The sequence below is a fragment of the Caballeronia sp. AZ7_KS35 genome, from assembly GCF_023631045.1.
GTDB lineage: Bacteria > Pseudomonadota > Gammaproteobacteria > Burkholderiales > Burkholderiaceae > Caballeronia > Caballeronia zhejiangensis.
The window spans coordinates 89,419-111,031 of sequence record NZ_JALQDV010000060.1 but is presented as its reverse complement, the minus strand read 5'-3'; the positions used below and the strand labels follow the sequence as shown (position 1 = coordinate 111,031).

General features: G+C 60.8%; 21 protein-coding genes and 1 pseudogene. 15 read left to right on the top strand and 7 right to left on the bottom strand.

The annotated features are described in order from the left end of the window. Positions 1-62 precede the first annotated feature (62 nt). The 3 genes and pseudogenes from NCT05_RS37105 to NCT05_RS32880 all read right to left on the bottom strand — a co-directional run bounded on the left by NCT05_RS37105 (position 63) and on the right by NCT05_RS32880 (position 1,912). A pseudogene (locus NCT05_RS37105) lies at positions 63-496 on the bottom strand (ISAzo13-like element transposase-related protein). Further along, a complete protein-coding gene (locus NCT05_RS37100) occupies positions 493-939 on the bottom strand; it encodes an ISAzo13-like element transposase-related protein (protein ID WP_350030107.1) in 447 nt (148 codons plus the stop codon). The pseudogene NCT05_RS37105 and the gene NCT05_RS37100 overlap by 4 nt, the downstream one beginning before the upstream one ends. 289 nt (positions 940-1,228) lie before the next feature. Next, the gene (locus NCT05_RS32880; protein WP_250504229.1) at positions 1,229-1,912 is read right to left on the bottom strand and encodes a TetR/AcrR family transcriptional regulator; all 684 of its coding nucleotides are present in this window, start codon (positions 1,910-1,912) and stop codon (positions 1,229-1,231) included. 419 nt (positions 1,913-2,331) lie between these two features. On the opposite strand from NCT05_RS32880, the gene NCT05_RS32875 reads away from it, so the two are divergent. From NCT05_RS32875 to NCT05_RS32855, 5 genes are all read left to right on the top strand, one after another. Then, positions 2,332-4,032, top strand: a complete 1,701-nt coding sequence (locus NCT05_RS32875) for a DUF1302 domain-containing protein (RefSeq protein ID WP_250504228.1) — start codon at positions 2,332-2,334, stop codon at positions 4,030-4,032. Continuing rightward, positions 4,029-5,414 carry a DUF1329 domain-containing protein gene (locus NCT05_RS32870; protein WP_250504227.1) on the top strand — a complete coding sequence of 462 codons (1,386 nt, stop codon included), beginning with the start codon at positions 4,029-4,031 and terminating at the stop codon, positions 5,412-5,414. The genes NCT05_RS32875 and NCT05_RS32870 overlap by 4 nt, the downstream gene beginning before the upstream one ends. A 148-nt stretch (positions 5,415-5,562) precedes the next feature. After that, positions 5,563-6,660, top strand: coding sequence for a WD40/YVTN/BNR-like repeat-containing protein (locus tag NCT05_RS32865; RefSeq protein WP_250504226.1), 1,098 nt, complete (start codon positions 5,563-5,565; stop codon positions 6,658-6,660). A 7-nt stretch (positions 6,661-6,667) separates the two neighbouring features. Then, positions 6,668-9,127, top strand: a complete 2,460-nt coding sequence (locus NCT05_RS32860; RefSeq protein WP_250504225.1) for an efflux RND transporter permease subunit — start codon at positions 6,668-6,670, stop codon at positions 9,125-9,127. A gap of 63 nt (positions 9,128-9,190) precedes the next feature. Next, entirely contained in the window at positions 9,191-9,478 is a 288-nt protein-coding gene (locus NCT05_RS32855; protein WP_250504224.1) for a hypothetical protein, read from the top strand. 85 nt (positions 9,479-9,563) lie between these two features. On the opposite strand, the gene NCT05_RS32850 is transcribed toward NCT05_RS32855, so the two are convergent. Together NCT05_RS32850 and NCT05_RS32845 are read right to left on the bottom strand one after the other, a co-directional pair. Next, positions 9,564-10,925, bottom strand: a complete 1,362-nt coding sequence (locus NCT05_RS32850) for an alpha/beta fold hydrolase (RefSeq protein ID WP_250504223.1) — start codon at positions 10,923-10,925, stop codon at positions 9,564-9,566. Further along, positions 10,900-11,088, bottom strand: a complete 189-nt coding sequence (locus NCT05_RS32845) for a hypothetical protein (protein WP_250504222.1) — start codon at positions 11,086-11,088, stop codon at positions 10,900-10,902. Before NCT05_RS32845 ends, NCT05_RS32850 begins: the two co-directional genes overlap by 26 nt. Before the next feature lie 168 nt (positions 11,089-11,256). Here NCT05_RS32845 and NCT05_RS32840 point away from each other — a divergent pair, with 168 nt between their 5' ends. The 9 genes from NCT05_RS32840 (at position 11,257) to NCT05_RS32800 (ending at position 18,340) form a co-directional block, all read left to right on the top strand. Next, on the top strand, positions 11,257-12,159 hold the full coding sequence (locus NCT05_RS32840; protein ID WP_250504221.1) for an SDR family NAD(P)-dependent oxidoreductase: 903 nt from the start codon (positions 11,257-11,259) through the stop codon (positions 12,157-12,159). A gap of 220 nt (positions 12,160-12,379) precedes the next feature. Further along, entirely contained in the window at positions 12,380-13,663 is a 1,284-nt protein-coding gene (locus NCT05_RS32835) for a cytochrome P450 (RefSeq protein WP_250504220.1), read from the top strand. A 12-nt stretch (positions 13,664-13,675) separates the two neighbouring features. Continuing rightward, positions 13,676-14,209 carry a VOC family protein gene (locus tag NCT05_RS32830; RefSeq protein ID WP_250504219.1) on the top strand — a complete coding sequence of 178 codons (534 nt, stop codon included), beginning with the start codon at positions 13,676-13,678 and terminating at the stop codon, positions 14,207-14,209. Positions 14,210-14,226: 17 nt separating this feature from the next. Then, positions 14,227-14,517, top strand: a complete 291-nt coding sequence (locus NCT05_RS32825; protein ID WP_250504218.1) for a hypothetical protein — start codon at positions 14,227-14,229, stop codon at positions 14,515-14,517. 14 nt (positions 14,518-14,531) lie between these two features. Further along, on the top strand, positions 14,532-16,199 hold the full coding sequence (locus NCT05_RS32820; protein WP_250504217.1) for an AMP-binding protein: 1,668 nt from the start codon (positions 14,532-14,534) through the stop codon (positions 16,197-16,199). Next, the gene (locus tag NCT05_RS32815; RefSeq protein ID WP_250504216.1) at positions 16,196-16,765 is read left to right on the top strand and encodes a nuclear transport factor 2 family protein; all 570 of its coding nucleotides are present in this window, start codon (positions 16,196-16,198) and stop codon (positions 16,763-16,765) included. The genes NCT05_RS32820 and NCT05_RS32815 overlap by 4 nt, the downstream gene beginning before the upstream one ends. After that, positions 16,762-17,127: an EthD domain-containing protein gene (locus NCT05_RS32810; RefSeq protein WP_250504215.1), complete on the top strand. Its 366-nt coding sequence runs from the start codon at positions 16,762-16,764 to the stop codon at positions 17,125-17,127. The genes NCT05_RS32815 and NCT05_RS32810 overlap by 4 nt, the downstream gene beginning before the upstream one ends. Beyond that, complete coding sequence (locus tag NCT05_RS32805; RefSeq protein WP_250504214.1) at positions 17,117-17,500, top strand: 2Fe-2S iron-sulfur cluster-binding protein; 384 nt, start codon at positions 17,117-17,119, stop codon at positions 17,498-17,500. Before NCT05_RS32810 ends, NCT05_RS32805 begins: the two co-directional genes overlap by 11 nt. Before the next feature lie 24 nt (positions 17,501-17,524). Further along, entirely contained in the window at positions 17,525-18,340 is an 816-nt protein-coding gene (locus NCT05_RS32800) for a sugar phosphate isomerase/epimerase family protein (protein WP_250504213.1), read from the top strand. 34 nt (positions 18,341-18,374) lie between these two features. Here NCT05_RS32800 and NCT05_RS32795 read toward each other — a convergent pair whose 3' ends face one another. After that, positions 18,375-19,235, bottom strand: coding sequence for an alpha/beta fold hydrolase (locus NCT05_RS32795; protein ID WP_250504212.1), 861 nt, complete (start codon positions 19,233-19,235; stop codon positions 18,375-18,377). 260 nt (positions 19,236-19,495) lie between these two features. On the opposite strand from NCT05_RS32795, the gene NCT05_RS32790 reads away from it, so the two are divergent. Next, positions 19,496-20,578 carry a helix-turn-helix domain-containing protein gene (locus tag NCT05_RS32790; RefSeq protein ID WP_250504211.1) on the top strand — a complete coding sequence of 361 codons (1,083 nt, stop codon included), beginning with the start codon at positions 19,496-19,498 and terminating at the stop codon, positions 20,576-20,578. Positions 20,579-20,603: 25 nt separating this feature from the next. On the opposite strand, the gene NCT05_RS32785 is transcribed toward NCT05_RS32790, so the two are convergent. Beyond that, complete coding sequence (locus NCT05_RS32785) at positions 20,604-21,581, bottom strand: NAD(P)H-dependent flavin oxidoreductase (RefSeq protein ID WP_250504210.1); 978 nt, start codon at positions 21,579-21,581, stop codon at positions 20,604-20,606. Between the last annotated feature and the right edge of the window lie 32 nt (positions 21,582-21,613).

Below are 21,613 nucleotides of genomic sequence, written 5' to 3'. Positions count from 1 at the left end.
GAATTATATCATTGACGAAAGTCCCTAACACGCTCTAAGGAACGCGCTCGAAATAACTCCCGCTATGCGCCGTTCCTTGAGCGGATGCTGTAGTTCCACGAAGGCAGGGTTGAGTCGTACTCGATGTTGAGTGAAGCGCAGGCGCGGCGGGTGACCGTCCGTCCGGCTTCATAAACTCCGTTAAGGATGTCAGCAGTAACCTCCAGACCGGTTTTTGTACAGGCCTTTTCGATCAGTTCCCGAACTAGACTGACGCTGCAGAACACTACGTCAGCACGGGCTCGCGTGATGTGTGGAAACACGCGGTGCTCAATCCGATTATGTTTCGAGCAGTATGGCGCATAGTGAGCTACCCAGATTTTCGGTCCGAGCCGGTCTGCCAATTTTGCAGATCGGCTTTGAAAAGCCACGAATTACTCGGGTTGCTGCCTCCGCCATCGCACAACAGCAGTAACCGTGTGGCGTGGGGATAATCGGCGCGACCGTGTTTTCTCACCAGTGCGCCACGCTGTCGCAGGCAAGCTGCGTCGTGTCACGGCTCACGCCGATGTTCACATGGGCCTTGTTCAGGCCGATGTCGTACAGCCCATGCGGAATGACCCTGCCTTCGCTGTAGCTCGGAAAATCGTGGTCGAGGACTTCAAGCTGTTCGCGCGTGTAGAGCTTGCCGTCGAGATAGAAGTTGCCCAGCAGCTCCTTTTTCTTCGTATCGATGCTGATGACCGGGTGGCTGGCTTCGAGATATTGCGCCTTGAGTAGCGTAATACGGCGAAACTGCGCGTCGCGTTGCCCGTGGGATTTTAACGACTTCTTTTGCTGGGATCGTCGCCGGGAAAAACGTTGCGTTTTAACAGCTGCCGGACCGTTCGCACGCTTACCCGTGCGCCCACCTGCTGCGTCATCGCCTGTGCGATTTCGCGTGGCTTCAGATCTGTCCAGATGACGCCGTGTTGTGGATTACCCGCCGTATGCTCTCGCACCACGTCCATAAATACCGCGTCCCACCCGGATGGTCCGTTAACCTGCTTTTACGCCCCTTTTTTCGGATCCGCTCTCCAGTGGATTCAGTTTTCTTCTTCCAGATTACAACCGCGCGTATAGCCCCTTCACCCGCGTTTCAACCTGAGGCCGGTAACCAGCCTGCATCGTCTGTCCTCCAGAAGGATCGCATCTTACCAGCCTCGCTTTGCACCCGCCACGTCCACTTAGGGAAGTTTCTCACTCGTTCCTAAGCGCTTTCACCCGGCACCGGCAATGCCAACGACACAGCCGAAGCGAATAACTCCTTCCACATCATGTCTGCGAGCGCATCCACTGCGGGTTCGCCGCCGAGATCGAGCCCCTGGCAGGCAATATGGAATTCGACGCGATGTAGCATGATCATCAGCAAGACGATTCTCGAGCGCACGTGACCGCGTTCTTCTTCCGGCCAGCGGGCCAAAGTCCGCACCATGACGCGTGAAGCGACTCGCGTCAGATAGGCCGTGTACTCTTCGGCGAACTGAGTATCCGACGTCACCGCTTCGTTCAGCACTTCGAGCATCACCTTATTCTCGATTCTCGACTTGATGCGAGCGGCGACCCATCCGCGTATGCTATTCACGGTCGGATGTTCCAGTGCGTCGAGCCGGTGGTAATCCTTCGCGTCGAGAGGACCGAGGCGTCGACCGAGGTCTGCGGCAACGCCGGTTTTGTCCTTGAAATGCAGGTAGAAGGTGGCGCGGGTCGAGCCCGCACGCTTGACGATGTCTTCTACCGTCGCAGTGTGATAGCCCACCTCCTTGAACACCTCGAACGCCGCATCGAGCAGGCGTTCTCTCGTGAGTTGCCGCTGCGCTTCGCGGATCGATACGCGGGCTGCCTTGCGGTTGGGATCGGCGAGTTTGAGAGCATCTGCTTCGTTGTCGTCCATATGCGTGTCGGTCCTTGGCGTCATGGACGCAGTCTGGTCATGGACTGTTTATCTCTCTCGGACCGGGCGCTTCGAAAGCCTCCGTCGCTTCGCGCTTGAAGGGCCCGCGTGAGAAAAATTATGCCACAAGCGTTGATGCGTATCTCTTCGTGAGTAATGCATGCGTGGCCCGGCGCTCGAGAGCGACGACGGATGCTCGTGACCCTACGCCCATCCATGCCCGCGTTTCACTTCGGGAAAACCCGTTGCGAGTGGGTTCGATGCGCTGTTCCTTGGCAGGCAAGTTTGCGTCGGGCGCCCGTGTATTCTGGCTTTACGCCATGAGAGTGTCGGACCGGGAAGGTGGTCCGTAAGAACGCCCAGCGACGCGAAACAGCGGACCAAAAAAGTCCGGATACCGTAGGTACCGCGGAGGAGACATGCAGCAACCCCATTTCAATTTGACGTCGTGCAGGAGATCGGTTCTAACGGCGGCTGTACTGACCATGTTCACCTATGCTGGGTCCGCCGGGGCATTTCAGTTCAGCACGGATCCCGACTGGAGTGTTCATTGGGACAATACGCTTGCGTATAACCTCGGGATGCGTGCGCAAGGCATCAATCCGGCGATCGGCAATAACCCGCTTCTGAGCGAATCAGAATACAAGTTCAAGAACGCTGGCGACATCGTGACGAATCGCGTATCAGACCTTACCGAGTTCGACGTGGTCTACCGGAACGACTTCGGCTTCCGGGTGAGCGCTTCACTCTGGAAGGACTTCGCGTACGGAGGCGGTGTCCGGAACAACCCGGGCGAGGCCATGCCCGGAGTTCCATATACCACTTTGGGTTCCTACGCGAACAATCGTTTCGGCAGCTATACGCAGCGCTATTACATGCAGGGTGCCGAACTGCTTGACGCGTTCGTATTCAAGAATTTCAAAATCAATGAACAACCGGCGTCGTTGAAGGTCGGGCGCCTCACGCAGTATTGGGGCAACGCACTTTTGTTTGGTTCGCAGGGTATCAATTACGGACAAAACGCCTCTGATGGCATTCAGGGCGCAGCGACACCCGGCACGCAAGCCAAGCAGCTTGCCATTCCTCGTGGTCAGATCCTGTTCGAAACACAGCTGACACAGTCGACATCTGTGGCGGCGCAGTACTTCTTCGAATATGCCGCGAGCCGCTTCCCTGAAGGCGGCACCTATCTCGGAACGGACGGCTTCCTTTTCAACGGTCCGAATCAGCTCCTGGGCAGCGTTCCGCGAGGTGCGGACGTCAAACCCACGAACGGATTTCATAACGACTTTGGGCTGAAGCTCGCGTGGTCGCCGACCTGGTTGACCGGCGGAACGATGGCCTTTTATTACCGGAACCTGACCGAGACCTCGCCGTGGGTCCTGATGGGGAAGAACCCGGCGACCGGAGCGACCAACTATCACCTCGCCTACGCATCGAACGTCCATCTCTTTGGCTTCAGCCTCGATCAGCAGGTCGGCGATTACGCCACCGGCTTCGAGGTGTCGTATCGGCAGAACACGGCGCTCAATAGCGCAACCGGGCCGATTCCCAGCGACCTGAGCGGACAGTCCGGTGCGCGCGGCGATACCTTAAATATCATCGGCAACGTCCTTGCCTCGCTCACGCGTTCACCGCTATGGCAAACGGGTACCGCGCTGGCGGAAATCTCCTTCACCCAGAAGCTCCGAACGACCAGCAACGCCTCGCTATACAACGGCGTAGGTACGTCGGTCTGCCAGGCAATGGGGGGAAGCAAGTGGAACGGCTGCTCGACGAACAACTCGGTCGCCATTGCCGCGCAATTCGACCCGCAGTGGCTGCAGGTCTACCCCGGCGTCGATCTGGATATGCCGATATTCGTTCAATACGGAATCTGGGGCAATACGCCAAGCCTCACCGGAACAAACCAAGGTCAGCTAATTTATACCATTGGACTACACGCGCTGGTTCACCAGCAATACAACATCACATTGGCCTACAACGGGTATCACGCCCATACGAGCGGGGGTTTGACAAGCTTTGGAGCGGGTGGTCCGCTTTATTACAACAGCGGCAATGGGGCGTATTTCTACAACGACAGAGGCTGGATTTCGTTGACGCTGTCGGCTCAATTTTGATTGGAGACGGAAAAATGCGAGTTATGCGTAGTTTCATTACTGGCGCAGGGTGCGCACTGATTTTTGGCACGGCGGCGGCGGTCTCGCAGCAGGAAGCCGAGCAACTGGGCAAGACCTTGACGCCTTGGGGCGCGGAGCAGGCGGGCAGCGCCGATCACGCCATCCCCGAATATTCGGGCGGATTGCCGGCGAATACCGCTCCGGCGGGCTGGAAGAAAGACAGCCACCGATACGATGTGGGGCCGTACGACAATGAAAAGGCGCTGCTCTCCATCAATGCGGCAAACGTTGCTCAATACGCGAGCCATCTGACGCCCGGCACGGTCGAATTGCTCAAGCGCTATCCGAATTTCCGCGTCGACGTCTACCCCACGCACCGGAGCATATCGTATAGCGAGGCTTACCTCGGCACCTGCAAGGGGAACGCAACGAGCGCGAAGGTGACTGCGAACGGAAACGGGGTCGAAGGGTCTCCGCACGGATGCGTGCCGTTCCCGATTCCGCATTCGGGTATCGAGATCATGTGGAATAACCTGCTTTCCAACAAGAATGGCGTGAGCAGCAATATGCGCTTCTCCAATTATCTGGTCGATTCGACGGGGCGCTCGACCGACGTCGGCCATACCGTGATGGATTACGCGCAGCCTTACAAGGATCCGCAGAAGAACGCGCCGTTGCAGGACGGCATCAGCCTGTACAGCATCTGTACTTGGGACGGTCCGCCTTCCCAGGTCGGTACGAAACTCCTCACGCAATACTCGATGGATTTCGACAAGATGAACACGCGGGTATGGATCTACACGCCGGGTCAACGCCGCACCCGGCTTGCTCCGGAGTTCACCTACGACACCCCCGTCGCTTCGGTGGGTGGCGCGGAGAACTATGACGAGAGCTATGGTTTCGCTGGCGCCCCCGACCTGTACAACTTCAAGCTGGTCGGCAAGAAAGAAATCTACGTGCCCTATAACGACAACCGCCTGATGTTCGCGCCGATGGACAAGGTGATGAGCGGAACGGTGCTTAACCCGGATTTGAGCCGCTGGGAACTCCATCGCGTCTGGGTGGTGGAAGCCACGCTCAAGGACGGCAAGCGACATGTGCAGCCGCGCCGTACCTTCTTTGTCGATGAAGACACCTGGGCGATCGTGATGTCGGATGCCTACGATGCGGCTGGGAAAATGGCCAAAGTCGGCGTCTTTCCGATCGTGCCGATCTGGAATGCGAACGCGTTCATTCAGGGCAACGACTACTACGATCTGAATCGCCAGATGACGACCTTTTCGATGTGGAACCGGCCCGACGACTACGTGAAATTCTCGGGCGGCGTGGAAAGCTACGCACCCTACACGGCTGCGGCGATTACCTCGAGCGGCATCCGCTAACTGACCGGCGGCGCCTGTACGGGCCGCTCCCTGCGCTGCGAGTCCAACCTGCTGAACAACCGGCGCTCGCAGCGTATGCGGCATCTCCCGCTTCGGAGTTCACAACATGCGATATGTCATGCCCCGATCGTTACCGAGTCTGGCGTTGATGTTGCTTCTCGTATGCGCCCGCGCGGGTGCCGACGAGCCTTCCGCGAACAATGCGTTTCGCGATCCGCTCCAAATTTCCGCGAGCACGCTACGTGGCGCGCAGTCAGTCACGGGACAGACCGTTCTCGCGCTGGCGAAGTTTGCCGACAACGGCCACGCCAGGCTGGTCGCCGCGGGTCCGCGCGGCCTCGTCGTCTATTCGGACGATAGCGGCCGAACGTGGCGCCAAGCCGCGGTGCCGATGCAGTCCGATCTCGTATCGCTGTTCTTTGTCTCTGCGAAAGCAGGCTGGGCAGTCGGACATGATGGCGTGATCCTGCGCTCCGACGACGGCGGCGCGACATGGCGCAAGCAATTCGACGGCACACGCGCCCACGCCGAACTGATGCCCGACTATCAAAAGCGCATCGCCGCGGGCGAGACGGCGCTCAAACCGTATCTCGACGAACTGGATGCGAATACCCGCTCAGGTCCGAGCTTGCCGTTCCTCAGCGTCTACTTCGAGAACGAGCAGGTAGGTTACGCAACGGGATCGTTCGGGATGCTGGTAAAGACAGCGGACGGCGGCGTGAGCTGGCATCCGTGGCTGGATCATATCGACAACCCGAACTTTCTCAATCTGAATGACATTCGCGATATCGGCGGAAATGTCTACATAGCGGGGGAGCAGGGCACGGTGTTCAGACTCGACCGGGCGCGTCAGCAATTCGTGGCGGTTTCCCCCGACTACAAAGGCAGCTTCTTTCGGATTGCCGGTAATGAGCATTTTCTGCTGGCGATCGGCCTGAATGGTGTGGCATTCAGGAGTGGAGATGAAGGCAAGACCTGGACGAGGACGAATGCCGGCGTGCACGCGAGTCTTACCGCTGCCGCGATGTCTTCCGATGGAAAACGGGTGACGTTGGTATCGCAAGGCGGGCAGGTGATGACTTCCACCGACGATGGACGGTCGTTTCAGCACGTCGCCGTCAAACGGCCGATGTCGTTTGCCGACGTGCTGTATGGCGACGATGACGACCTGGTGCTCGCAGGCTACCAGGGCATCGAGTTGCAGTCCGCTCGTGGCGCCGCGACGGCGTACACGGTGCAGAAGTGAGGAATCCATGCAGACACGCTCCAGCTCAGAAGCCAGGCCGGTGATTCGCGATCCGGCCGCCTTTGATTCGCGTTCGGGCAATATCGTCGAGCGCCTGATATTCAATCATCGGCTCTTTGTCATCATTGCGTGCGTGCTGATTACAGCGTGCCTCGGCTTCCAGGCGACCCGGACCGAGGTGAACGCGAGTTTTGAAAAGATGCTGCCGCAATCGCAGACCTACATCAAAAATTATCTGTCGAACCGACAATCGCTGGCCAGCCTGGGGAATTCGATTCGCGTCAGCATCGAAAGCCGCAATGGGAATATCTACGACCCAGGCTATCTCCAGACGCTGCAGAAAATCAATGATGCGTTATATCTGATGCCGGGCGTGGACCGGCCGTTTCTCCGCTCGCTATGGACGCCCGCGGTCAGGTGGACGGAATTCACGGAAGACGGCTTCAAGGGCGGTCCGGTCATGCCCGCCGATTTCGATGGCTCGCCCGCGGCGCTTAACCAGTTGGCGGGGAATGTCGCGAAAGCCGGTCTGATCGGCAGCCTTGTCGCGAACGATCAGCGCTCGACCACGATTTTCGTGCCCCTTCTCGACCGTAACCCCGAAACCGGCAAGGCCCTGGACTACGCGGCGCTTTCGCATTATCTCGACCAGCACGTGCTGAAGTACGAGAACGGCTCGACGACCATTCATATCGTCGGCTTCGCCAGGCTCGTTGGGGAGATGATCGACGGGCTCACCAAGGTGATGCGGTTTTTCGCCGTCGCGGCGCTGATGGCCGCCGGCGTGATCCTGTTCTATACCCGATGTATGCGCAGCACGCTGCTGGTGCTGGCCTGCTCGCTCACTGCGGTCATCTGGCAATTGGGGCTTGTCCACCTGCTTGGATTCGTGATCGATCCCTATTCCGTGCTTGTGCCGTTTCTGGTGTTTGCGATTGGCGTGTCGCACGGCGCGCAGAAGATGAACGGCATCATGCTCGACGTGGGCGAAGGCACGCACCGATATGTCGCGGCGCGCTACACGTTTCGGCGCCTCTTTCTCGCCGGTTTCACCGCATTGATGGCTGACGTGGTGAGCTTCGCCGTGCTGGTCGTGATCGACGTTCCGGTCATTCGCGAACTGGCGATCATCGCGAGCATGGGTGTGGGCGTGCTGATCGTGACCAATCTCGTGCTGTTGCCGGTGCTGCTTTCTTACTTCGGCGTGAGCCGCAGCGCTGGAAAGCGTGCAGTGGCGAAATCGTCTGCGCGCCGCTCGATTTTCAACGTCGAGCGCCTGGCCTGTTTCACGCAGCGTCGATACGCGGTGGGCGCCATTCTGGTCGCGGCGTGCCTTGGCATTGGCGCCTATGGGATCAGCACGCGCCTGAAGATTGGCGATCTTGATTCGGGCGCGCCGGAGTTGCGGGCCGATTCGCGCTACAACAAGGACAACGCTTTCTTCGTCAACCATTATGGTTTGTCGAGCGACCAGTTTGTGGTGATCGTCAAAACGGCGTCGGGCGGGGTAGGGAGCTATCAGACGCTGATCGAAGAGGATCGCCTCGCGCACGAGCTGCGTGCGCTGCCCTATGTGCAGACCGTTTCATCGGCGGCTCAACTGGTTCGCGCGGATACGCCCGGCAACTACGAAGGCTCGCCCAAATGGCTGACGATCAATCGCGATCCGGCGGTTCTGGCCCAGGCTCTCAATATGGTGTCGGACAGCAATCCGGAACTGGTGAATAAAGACTGGTCGGTCGGCACGGTGATCGCCTATCTCACGGACCATCGGGCGGAGACGCTGAACGGCGCGGTTGATGCCGTCGAGCAGTTCACCGCGCGCCACAACAACGGCAACGTCCAGTTCCTGCTGGCTGCGGGCTCCGCGGGCATCGAGGCCGCGACCAACATCACGGTCGAGAAAGCGAACCGCAGCATGATGTACCTCGTCTATACCGCGGTGATCGTGCTGTGCTTCATCACGTTCCGCAACTGGCGTGCGGTGATCGTGGCGATCATTCCGCTCGCGCTTACCTCGGTCATGTGCGAGGCGCTGATGGTGCTCCTCGGCATCGGCGTGAAGGTGGCCACCTTGCCCGTGATCGCGCTCGGCGTGGGAATCGGAGTCGATTACGCGCTCTATCTGTTGAGCGTTCAGCTCGCGCAACAGCGCGCCGGCGTCCCGCTGGAAGACGCTTATGCCTACGCCGTGGGATTTACAGGCCGGGTCGTGGCGCTGGTGGGCATCACGCTTGCCGCCGGCGTGGTCACCTGGGTCTGGTCGCCCATCAAGTTTCAGGCCGATATGGGCATTCTGCTCACCTTCATGTTCATCTGGAACATGCTCGGGGCCCTGATTCTGATTCCGGCGCTGTCGCACTTTTTTCTGCGCGACGTCGCGGCGGTGCGCAGCGAGCGGCCCGCCACGCGAAAGCAGGCGGTACCGGTCGGAGAACACCCGGCAAACGACTTATCGGCGAATTGAGCCTGTGCTGCGGGCGCTTCGGGCGCCCTCGCGACGCCTTTAAAGTAACTGGAGATCGCCTCAATGGAAAAATCCCACCCGGACCGGCGCATGTTTTTCGCGCTGCTTTCGATCGGCCTGGTTGGTTTGCTGCTGGTCGTGGGTGGCAATGCAGGCCCTGCTTCGACCTTGTCGGATGCCGCCGCGAGTGGATGCGGCGATTTATTGCTCTTCTTTGGCGGTATTGGGGGCACCGGCCTGTTATGTACGGTGATCCTTGGACCGGCTGGCGTGGAGCGGGCGCATTTCTGGATATTTCTGGCCGCGCTCGTTGGTGCGGCTCTGTTCTTTACCTTCGGTAACCGCGGGTGATCGCGGCGGATTGCAACACGCGCTCATGCGCAAAAATGGGAGGCCGGATCGAATAGGATGTGGCCTCCCTTTTTCTATCCGCCATTCAAACCAGATCTTCACGGGCCACGTGCACGCGGCGGTATTTGCCCTGCAAGAACAGCAACGGATCGCGTGCCGGATCGAAATACACGCGCTTGACGAGTCCGACCACGATGAGATGATCGCCACCGTCGTGAATCTCGCGAATCAGGCATTCGAAATTGCCCATGGCATCCAGGAGAATCGGCACGCCGTGGTCCCACTTTTCCCAATCGACATCCGTGAAGCGGTCTTCAGTCCGCGCCGAGAAGCACGACGATATCGCCTGCTGGCCGATATGGAGAATGTTCACCGCGAATGACCCGCAGGCACGTAGCGCCGCGCCGCTGCTCGATTCGCGTTTGACGCAGAAAAGGACGAGCGGCGGGTCGAGCGAGACGGACGCAAAAGAATTCGCCGTAAAGCCGACCGGTTCGCCATTCAGGCCCGTAGTAGTGATCACCGTGACGCCAGTGGCGAAGCAGCCCATCGCGTCGCGCAGAAGACGCGGTTCCAGCCCGCTTTGCGGGCGCGGTCCGGGACGCGGCACGACACGCTCCAGAAAATCGAGTATCACCGAGTCAAACGCGTCGTTGCGGTCGCCAATGATTGCATCGCCCACGCCCTCTATGTCCGCGAACTCCGCGTAAGGAATCAGCTCACGCGAGGCGTCGATGCTGGACTGATCGATCTTCGCGCTCGAGTCGCCGTGCACGAACAGAACGGGAATGTCCAGTGCGGCCGCCGCCAGGGCGAAGCGTTGCTGCGCAGCCCAGCGCATCGCGGAGTCGGCCTTGAAGCCCTGATATGCCGGGTCGATATGCCAGCGGAACCGTCCATCGTCGGAGCGGCGCAGATGGCGCTGCACTTCGCCGATATCGACATGGTGACGATCGGGAAGGTACTCCGCGATCACGGCGGCCGCTTCCTCGACCGAGGTAAAGCCCGGCGCGTCCACGGTCATCAGCGCACTGGTGCGGCCCAGCCCCTCCGGCACCATGCTTGGCGCCGCGTCGACGAGCACGAGGGCGCTCGCGAGCGGTTTGGGGCCGGGATGCTCGCCAATCGCGGTCAACGCTGCGAGCCCGCCCAGACCCGCGCCGACCACCGCTGGCCGCGAGGGCATTTGCGCGACGATCGTGGCGACGTCTTCGACGATATCGCCGAGTTCATACCGGTGCTCAGGCGACCAGTCGCTCTCGCCGTGGCCGCGCAGGTCGACCGTGACGACGTAGCGGCCCGCGGCGATCAACGCTTTCGCCGCGCGTGCCCACGCGGCGCGGGTCTGGCCGAAGGCGGGCAGGAGCAGAACGGCTGGGTCGCCGGGATCGCCCCCAACGTCCGCTGCCAGTTTAATGCCGTCAAAACCGGTGAAACGTGAGGTCATATTCAGTTTTCCGCGTGCGCAAGGTTAATGACGTGTCCGTGAAATCTAACAGTTCATCGATCGTCGGCTGCTCTTGGCCTGCAATGCCCATTGTCGGCAGCGAACCCATTTTTTGTAGGCCGCGGCACCGCTGATTTTCTTTCTTCGCGATCTGGCCGGACACGGAAGCAGCCGGTTGCGCACGCAGTCAAATCGCTTTGCGTACAGAGACCGTGCGCGCCCGCGATTCAGGGCTCTAATCAGCACTCAAATCATGAAAACGCTTGCGGCAATGCAGCAGGCGTAACGAAGCGACACGGAGGAACACACTATGCACGGACTCAAGGACAAGGTGATCGTCGTGACCGGCGCGGCGCGCGGCCTGGGCAAGGCCTACGCGACCACGCTCGCGCAAAACCGGGCGATCGTCGTGCTTAATGACATTCCCGGCTCGGAGGTTGAAAGCGTCGCCGAGGGGCTGCGCGCATCCGGGGCTCAGGCTCTGGCGTCGGTGCATTCGGTCGCGTCGCCGGAGGAGGGCGCAGCGATCGTCGAGGAAACGCTCGGGCGGTATGGGCGCATCGACGGCCTGGTCAACAACGCGGGCATTTTGCGCAACGCGCCATTCGCGAAGCTATCGGCAGACGAACTGCTCGGCGTCCTCGCCGTGAATCTTCACGGTGTGCTCAATGTGGGGCGCCCCGCCTTTCGCGCGATGCAGGAGGCGGGCTATGGCCGCATTCTCAATGTGAGTTCGGCAAGCGTGTTCGGCTATGCGGGCTTCTCGGCCTACGCCGCGTCCAAAGGCGCGGTCCTCGCTTTGACGGGGACGATGGCGCAGGAAGGCAGTCAAGCGGGAATCAAAGTCAATGCGTTGTTTCCCGCGGCGACGACGCCGATGGCCGACTCGTTCCATACGTCCAAGAAGAAGCCGGACGCGAGCGAACTCGACGCGGCGCGCGCGCGGATGACGGCCCGCTTCCATCCCGAAGGCGTGGCGGAACTGGTCGCCGTTTTGATGAGCGAAGCGTGCACTGTCACGAATGAAGCGTTCTCGGCAATTGCCGGCCGCTATGCGCGCGTGTCGTTCGCGGTGGCAAACGGTTGGCTCGCGGAGGACGACGAAATGCGCGCGGACCGCATCTTTGCCCATTTCGACCAGGTGCGCGATATGTCCGGCGCGCTGATTCCGGAAAACACCCAGAGCGAAATCATGGCGGTCAGCCGGCGCATGCTGGAGCTGCGCGGCAACTGATATTGCGCGCTGGGATAAGCCGCGTTGCGGTGTGAGCGAGCGACGCGGGAGGGGGCAAAGAATATGATGGTTGTCAGGCGGGCGCCGAGTTATTTTGCGATGATCGTTGCCGTCATCGGCGATGGCGCCCCGGACATCCCGAGCACCGAAGGGTGCGCAGTCATCCCGCCAGGGATTTCTCCAAGCGTGACACCTTGATCAGAAAAGGATACGAATTCCAATGAACACGAAAACGGAGACACAGACAGCAGTGCCGGCTGCGACGGCCCAGACCCGCAGCCCATCGCTGGTCGATCCGGAAATTCGACGTTGCCCGTTTGATTTTTATAGCGGACTGCGCAAGCATTCGCCCGTGGCGATCATGCCCGGCACCGACTTCTATTACGTCGCCGAATACGACGCCGCCATGTCGATCCTTCTCGACATGGAAAACTACTCGAACGCATTTCCGGCCGGCGAGACCTCGTTCGTCAACTACTGCCCGGAAGCGGACAAGGTGCTCGCCGATAAGGGTTTTGGCCGGCGCGTGCCGACGGTCGTTTTCAGCGACCCGCCCCTGCATACGAAATTCCGCAAGATCGTGACCGAAGCGCTGCGGCCTTCCGTCGTGAAAGCGATGGAGCCTAAGATCCGCTCGGTGATCCAGGATCTTCTGGACGCGATTTCGGACGGCGAGTGCGATATCGTCGAGGCCGTTCTGGTGCCGCTCCCAATGTATGTGCTCGCGGACTGGATGGGCGTCGATCGGGACGACTATCCGAAGTTCAAGAAATGGTCGCTGGCCGCGAACTACACGCTTCAGCCGCCGCAACCCAAAGAGGTGCTGCTCAAGTACGCCGAAACGATCGCGGAAATGCAGCACTACCTCGTCGGCATGATGAAGAAGCGGCGCGAGGCGCCGCGCGAAGACCTCGTGACCGAGTTGCTGAGCGTGGAGCTGGGTGGCGAGCGCGGCCTGACCGACAAGGAAATTCTGTCGTTGCTGGAAACGCTTCTCGTGGCCGGCAATGAAACGACGACCAACGCAATGGGCAACGGCATTTTCCTGCTCGCGAAGAACCCCGAACTGCAGGCACGGTTGCGCGCGGACCCGTCGAAAGTGTCGAGCTTCATCGAGGAAGTGCTGCGCATCGAGTCGTCGGTGACGGGCGTGTTTCGTCGGGCAAAAAACGACGTGGAAGTCGCGGGCGTGAAGATTCCGGCGGGCTCAAAAATTCTCGTCGGCATCGCGTCCGCGAATCGGGACGAAAAGCAGTTTGCGCACGCCAATCAGCTCGATCTCGATCGGGAGCGCATTCGTCGCCATGTCGCATTTGGGGGCGGCTTTCATACCTGTCTTGGCAACCAGGTGGCGCGCCTCGAAATGCAGTCGTTCTTCGAAATGTTCACAAAGGAGTTCGAAAGCGTCGAGCTGGCTGTTCCGGAGCAGGACGTACCCTATCACGACCTGATGGGTTTGCGCGGCGTATCCAGACTGCCGCTGCGACTCAAGCGGGCTAAATAAGGAGAACGTGGCATGGCTATTTCAACGGATCCGGTGGCGCAGGTGCGCGTTGCCGAGCTCGGCAAATGTTCGATCGATCAGATCGGTCACGTCACGCGCTCGCTCGACGCGGCGATGGAAGAGTTTCAGCGTGTGTTCGGCTTTACGAATTATCTGCAGATGCGTAATCACAGCGTCATCACGCATGGAGACCAGCGCGCGCAGATGCACGTAGCGCTCGCGTGGCTGGGCGACGTGATGGTCGAGCTGATCGAGCCGATCGGCGGCGACGACGCGATCTATCGCGAGCCTCTAGAGCGAACGGATCGTCTCGTGGTTCAGCATCATCTCGGCGTCTTTCTGGAGACGCCGGCGCAATACGATCACCAGATCGGAAAACTGAGCGCGGCAGGGATTCGTTTTCCCATCGAAGCCTCGCTGGAGCAGACGCGCGGTAAATGCCGCGTGTGCTACGCGGATCTGCGCGCCACGCTGGGCTACTACATCGAGTACATCAATTTCAGCGCCGAAGGCCGTCAATGGCTCGACGCGATTCCGCGCCATTAGGACAGGAGAAAGCCGGGATGCATCTTCATGTGCAGGTGAAACTTCGTATGGGGGCTTCGTTCGGGCGCTACAAGGAAGTGATCAGGCTGGCGAAGCCGGTATTCGAGCGACACGGATGGCGCCTGACACATAGCTTCGCGACCGTGATCGGGCGGGTGAATTCCGTCGTGAATATCTGGGAAGTGCCGTCTGCCGCGAGCGTGGAGAGCGGTCTGTTCGACCCGGAGCTGGCGTCGGCGCTGCCGCTGATCCGCGAGGTGGTCGAAGACGAGGTGCTCACGCTCATGACGAAATATTCGGTTGATTGAACGGCTGGAAATCCATGGCAACCACATTGGAAGAGCAAACACGCAGTCACACGCCGGTCCGCGTGCAGTTTCCGGCCACGGACACGACGCTCGCGGCGCTGGCGCGAGCCGTCGCCGCCGTACCCGACAAGATTTATCTCGACTTCGAGGGCGATCTGCATAGCTACGGCGATTTCGACCGTACGACCACGGCCATGGCTACGGCGTTTCGCGCGCTGGGCGTGAAATCAGGCGACGTGGTCTCGTCGATACTCGACAACAACGTCGATTGCATGCGCACTTGGTTCGCGGCGAACAAGCTAGGTGCGATATGGGCGCCGTTCAACACGGCATTGCGCCGGGAATTTCTTCGCAGTCAGCTGGCCGATGCCGGTAGCCGGATTATCGTTTGCGAATCACGCTGCTTCGAGCAACTCGCGGAGGTCGCGCAGGATCTCACTCAGCTCGAATGGATTCTGGTGCGCGGCGAGGCGCCTGTCGAGTCGCTCGGCATGGTGCGGGTCGAATCGCTGGACCAGCATCGCGGCGGCACGCAAAGCATTGAAATCGCCACCCCCGCGCCGGGCGATATTTGCTGCATCCTGTACACGTCGGGGACCACTGGGCCTTCGAAGGGCTGCATGATCAGCCATAACTACGTCTGTCACCAGTCGCGCCAGGTTTATCAGACGACGCCGTTTTCTCCGGACGAAACGGTCTGGACGCCGATGCCGCTGTTCCATATCGGCGCGATTACGGCCAGTGTCGGGCCGGCGCTTCTGCTGCAGGCGCGCGCGTCGATTGCGGCGCGCTTTTCTGTATCGAGCTTCTGGGCAGAAATCGAGCGATCAGGGGCGCGTGTCGCGACGATTCTCGCCAGCATGATTCCGCTTCTTGCCAAGGCGCCCGACGATGCCGCCATGACGCGGTGTTTCGGACAATTGCATTCGGTCTGGGGCCTGCCATTCACGCAGGAAACGCGCAGGATCTGGCGTGAGCGATTCGGCGTGAAGTGGATCAACAGCTATGGTTACGGCATGACCGAGGGCGGCAAGATCTTCACGGCCATCCCCGGCGAGCCGTTGCCGCCGGAAGATTCGCAAGGGCGGCTGGCCGACGAGTTCGAAGCGATGATCGTGAACGACGTAGACGACGAATTGCCGCGCGGGCAGGTCGGCGAGATCGTGTACCGCCCGAAGCGCCCGAACATCATGTTTAGCGGCTATTGGAACCGGCCGCAAGCGAGCGTCGAAGCGTGGCGCAACCTGTGGATGCACACGGGTGACCTCGGGAAGATGGACGAAAACGGCTTCCTGTATTTCGTCGGCCGAAAGAAAGACAGCATCCGTCGCCGGGGCGAGAACATTTCGACCTTTGAATGCGAGCTGGTGTTGTCGAGCCATCCTGCCGTCAAGGAGGCGGTGGTGTATGGCGTGCCGTCGTCAGTCGGCGAAGACGACGTGAAGGTCACGCTGACACTAAAAGACGAAGCGGTCCTCACGGAAGAGGCGCTTGCCCAGTGGTGCATCGACAATTTCCCGTCGTTTGCGGTTCCTCGCTACTACGAATTCGTCGAAGAGATTCCGCGAACGACCACCGGCAAGCTGATGAAATATCTCCTGCAGGAAGCCGGCCACAGCGAAAGAACCTGGGATATCGAATCATCCACGCTGCGGTTTTCAGGCAGGAGGCGCGGGCGATGAACATGGTCATTGAAAGCGATGAACGCGAACAGCTTCGTGTGCTGGTCGCGCGAGACGCAATTCACCGCGTGGTCTGCGGCTACATTCGTGGCCAGGATCGCCTCGATCCCGACCTTCAGCGGCGCTCGTTTCATGATGACGCCTATGTCGATTGCGGCGTCTATGCCGGTTCGCCTGAGGGCTATGTCGCCTTCGCCCAGGGTGCGCTGGCGAAATATGAGGCGAGTCATCATCTGATCGGTCAGATCGATGTCGAGGTGAGCGGCCAGCGCGCCAGCGGCGAGGTCTATTTTCTCGCATGGCATCGCAGCGGTCGCGGAGCGCAGGCGATGGACGTGTTCATCGCCGGTCGGTACATCGACGAGTACGAGGATCGCGGCAACGGGTGGAAGATCGCGGCCCGCCGCGAAATCATGGATTGGGGGCGCAAGTTACCGGCGGCGGATGAGTTTTTTCGGACCAATCTGCAATTTCACTTTGGCCGGCGTGACGGAAACGATTTCAGCACACTGCGCGACTGGCCGGAGCAGGCCGCAGTCAATTCAAAATCGGGGATGCAAACATGATCAAACTCGTTGCGCTCCTGTCCCGTAAGCCGGGGCTATCGCTGGAGGAATTTCGCACTTATTACGAGAACCACCATGCGCCGTTGATTTGCGAAATCAACCAGTGGATGAGCGATTATCGGCGCAGCTATATCGACTTTGCCACGGTCAGCGGCGGTATGACCGCGGGTGCGACGAGCTGGCAACCGGATTTCGATGCGATCACCGAGGTGTGGTTCAAGGATCGCGAGACATTCGAGCAGGCAAGGGCGGCATTGACGAGTCCCGCGAACGCCGCGCGGATCGCCCAAGACGAAGGGAGATTTCTGGATCGCGAGCGGAAGCGGATTTTCCTGGTCGATGAGTTGGGCAATGCAGGTTGACGACAGGCCGCACGCGCGAAGTGTGCAGGCGGTAACAAAAGAGGGAGAGACAGGGATGACCCAGATTGAACTGAGTTTGCGTGGCGGCGACGTCGTCACGTTCGAGGCCGCTAGCGGCGTGACGTTGATGGAAGCCATCCGCGATCGCGGTGTCGACGAACTGCTCGCATTGTGCGGCGGCTGTCGTTCGTGCGCGACGTGTCACGTCTACGTGATGGAGGCGGACGAGGGCGGTCTGCCGCCGATGACCGATGATGAAAACGATCTGCTCGACAATTCGTCGCATCGGCAGCAGAACTCGCGGCTTGCATGTCAGCTCGCGCTGGCGGACACGCTGGCCAGACTTAAAGTGATCATTGCGCCCGAGGATTGATGCGTGACTGCCGGCCGGCGTGTGATGTACTTCGGCACCGTGCGCTCGCTGCCATTGTGCGCGCAATTGCGCGTGGCATCGGCGATCGGGGCGGCGGCGCTCACGATCGGCCTGCTAGAGTATCGCGCGCTGCGCGCGGCAGGCGTGAGCGCGCACGAGATCCGGCAGCGGGCCGCCGACGCGGGCGTACAGATCGAGCATTTTGACCCGTTTATCCGTTGGGTGCCGGACTCGGCTTCAGCAACAGGCAACCCTCGCTATCACACCCATCCGGACGAGGACGAATTGTTTCGGATGGCAGAAGAACTGGGAGCGCGCTCGGTTAGCGTGGTCGGCATGTTTGCGCATGGGGCGCTCGCGCCCAGCCAGATTGTCGACTGTTTCGGCGCCTTCGGTGCGAAGGCGGCGGCGCATGGGCTACGCTGTGATCTCGAGTTCGTGCCTATCTGGGGTATTCCGGATCTCGCGGCGGCGTGGAATCTGATCAGCCAGGCGCAGGCGCCTGACGGCGGCGTCATGTTCGATATCTGGCACTACACCCGCGGCAACCCGGACGACGAATTGCTGCAACGCATTCCGGGGCGCTACATTACCGGCGTGCAGCTTAGCGACGGTACCGCAACGTTGCCTCCAGGGCGCGACGCGCTCGAAGACACCCGGCATTATCGGCGGCCTCCAGGGCAGGGCGAATTCCGGGTGCGGGAGATCGTTGCGCTGCTGCGTAAAATCGGTGGCCTGAATAACGTGGGCCCGGAAATTTTCTCGGCGACGTTTGACGGCCTGCCCGAGCAGGATATCGCGGCGACATGCCGCGATGCAATGAGGTGGGCGCTAGGCTAATGAGCGCGAACGCGGCACGTTTGATGCCGCCGGTTCAAGCCGCTGCGTCATCAGCCGTGACTTCACCGCGGCCCACCCGCTCGATGAATTCCAGTATCCCCTGATTGAAGAGGTCGTTGCGGTCGCCGGCGACCATATGGCCCGCATCGGCGATGGTCCTGTATTCCGCAGCCGGAGCGAGCGCGCGGAAGTGGGCGACCTGTTCCTCGCCCACGATATTGCTCTGCGCGCCGCGAATCAGCAGGGTTGGAACGCGCAACCGGCGCGTCGCGGCTTCGAGGCGGCTTTGCACGGTTTCGTGATCGGCCGCGCCCGTCGTAAGCAGCCTCGGATCCCAGTGCCAGTAGAATCGGCCATCGCGCAGCCGAAGATTGCGCTCCAGGCCCGACAGGTCGCGCGGGCGGCGTCGATGGGGGAGATACTCGGCCACCGCGTCGGCGGCCTGCTGCACGCTTTCAAAGCCGTCACCATGTGCGCGCATGAAAGCGGCGATGTGTTCGCTGCCTTCGGCGTCGAGCCGCGGCGTCACATCGACGAGCACCAGCGCGCGCGCAACGGGCTGCGCCGCTTCGCCCACAGCCGCCAGCGCCGTCATGCCGCCAAGCGAGGCGCCCACCAAGACCGGCAGCGGCGGCGTTTGCTCGAGCACGGACAGCAGATCGGACACGAGTGCGTCGATCGAATAGTCGCCCTCCGGATCCCACTCGCTTTCGCCGTGACCGCGCGCATCGAGCGCCACGACGTGATGGCCCGCCTTCACGAGCGCATCGAAGGCGCCGCGCCAGCTATGCCGGGTTTGGCCGCCCCCGTGCAGCAAAACGACTGGTGGGCCTGCAGGATCGCCTCCAACATCGGCGGCGACAGAGAGGCCGCTCGCAACCTTGAAACGTGTCATGGGCCAGATCTCCGTTGGCGTGCGGGCGCGTCCGGATTCGCTGGCGCCCGTCGTGACAAGATACTGACTGGCGGTCACGCCAATAGTCTGCGGGTGAAGCGGCATTTGCATGGCGGAGCAGCGCTGCGCACCAAAAATCACAGAGTCTGCGGGTTGGCAATGTCTGAATGCTCAGGGTTTGTCCGATTCGGGAAATCTGACATTGATTTCGACTGTTACTGAATCTACAGTTGACACATGTCAAGTGAAAAGACAGTTGATTGCCTCTTAAGAGCAGAGACGATAAAAACAGGAGCCAGACGGTGGACCAGATGCCCTGCAGTTTGCTCGCGCGTCCCAGACAATACGATTTCGAATTCATAGGCTTGGCTGGCCATGACGGGCCACTCGCGCGCACCGGCCCGCCGAATCCGTTTAGCGCGACTATTGTCAGCTCGCGCCGCCCGTTCTGTCTGTTGCGGTCGTGGGAACATATCCGCGGCAATCAGGAACAGGTCGTTATCCTGCGCTATGTGAAGGCGGGCGTGTTCTTGCTCACGCAAGGCGATGTCAGGCTGACCGTGCGGCCCGGGCAGTTCGTCTTCAGCAAATGCAATGTCCCGTTTCGATGGGAGCGCACGACCGACGATTTCAGCATCAGCGAGTACGGCGCGATTCTTTTACCGCCCGATCTCGTCCACCGCTTTTTCCCGGACGGTGTGCCGCTCAAGCAATGCCTCTCGGTCAGCGACGAGCAGCGGCTCGCGATGCCGACGCTACTGACCCTGCTGACGGAAGACGGCACGCGGCTGGACGCGAAAGTCACGAGCATGCTGGTGGAGACCGTGCTGGAAGAGGCGCGCGATATCGCGGCACGGGAAAGCGCCGGGTTCGCGCTTCGCAAGAACATCTGCAATCAGCGCACGGACGAGATCATTGCCTATATCGGCATGCATCTGTCGAATCCGGATTTGTGCGCGACCGCCGTGGCGCGCGCCTGCGGAATTTCGCCGCGTTACTTATGCTATCTGCTCAAGCTGAAGAACACATCGTTCTCGGTACTACTGTGGGAACAGCGCCTGAAAAAGGCGCATGAATGGCTACTGTCATCCGACACCGGGCATTACACGATCGGCGAAATCGCTTATATGAACGGCTTCAAGACCGCCGCGCATTTCAGCAGGCTGTTTCGCCATTACTACGGATACTCACCGCGCGAGATGCGGCGCTCGGGGGCGCAGTCCGGTCGCGCGGCGTTGTGTGAGCAACGGGAAAACGTTGCGGCACATGGCTTGCCGGACGGTGCCTGCATTGCACGTATGGCGGTGGACGAGGAGGCGGGTGCCGCACGCCTCGCATCGTGATGTCATGCTTGCGCGGCGCAAGCCATCATCCACCGGTCATCAACCCGCGCAGCCGTCCCGCGATGAGCGACTCCGCTTCGGCGACGATGCGCGCGACGAGATCCCGCACGCTCGGTATGTCGTGAATCAGCCCCTGAACGAGGCCGGCGGTCCAGATGCCGTGCTCGGGATCGCCGCGCTCCAGCCCCTCCCGTCCTCTCGCGCCCTTGACCAGATGCGCGATGACTTCGAACGGATTGCCTTCGTGTTCGAGGCGCAGCGCCTCCAGGGCGACCGTGTTCTTTGCCACGCGCACCGTGTTGCGATAGCCGCGAAACAACAGCGCGGTCGAATGCTCGTTGTTGCGCAGGATGGCCTGCTTGATGCCCGTGTGGATCGGTGCTTCCTGCGTTGCACAGAAACGCGTGCCCATGTTGATGCCATCCGCGCCAAGTGCGAGCGCTGCGACCAGACCGCGTGCGTCGGCAAAGCCGCCGCTTGCCAGCATGGGAATCTTCAACTGGTTGGCCGCGGCGGGGATCAGGACCAAGCCCGGCACGTCGTCTTCGCCCGGATGCCCAGCGCATTCGAAGCCGTCGATCGAAACGGCGTCCACGCCCATGCGCTCGGCCGACAACGCATGCCTGACCGAGGTGCACTTGTGGATTACCTTGATACCGTGCTGCCTGAAGTGGTCGACGTGCTCCTGCGGCTTGTTGCCGGCGGTCTCGACGATCTTGACGCCGCTCGCGATGATCGCGTCGCGGTACTCCGCGTAGGGCGGCGGATTGATCGAGGGCAGGACGGTGAGATTGACGCCGAACGGCTTGTCGGTCATGTCCCGGCAACGCGCGATTTCGCGGGCCAGCGCGTCGGGCGAAGGCTGCGTGAGCGCTGTGAGAAAGCCGAGTGCGCCGGCATTGGCGACCGCCGATACGAGCTCGGCCTTGCCGACCCATTGCATGCCGCCTTGCGCAATGGGATGGTCGACACCGAACAGTTCAGTAAAGCGGGTGCGTAGCATGATGGTTTCTGGATCAGGTCGTGGGGTCAGGC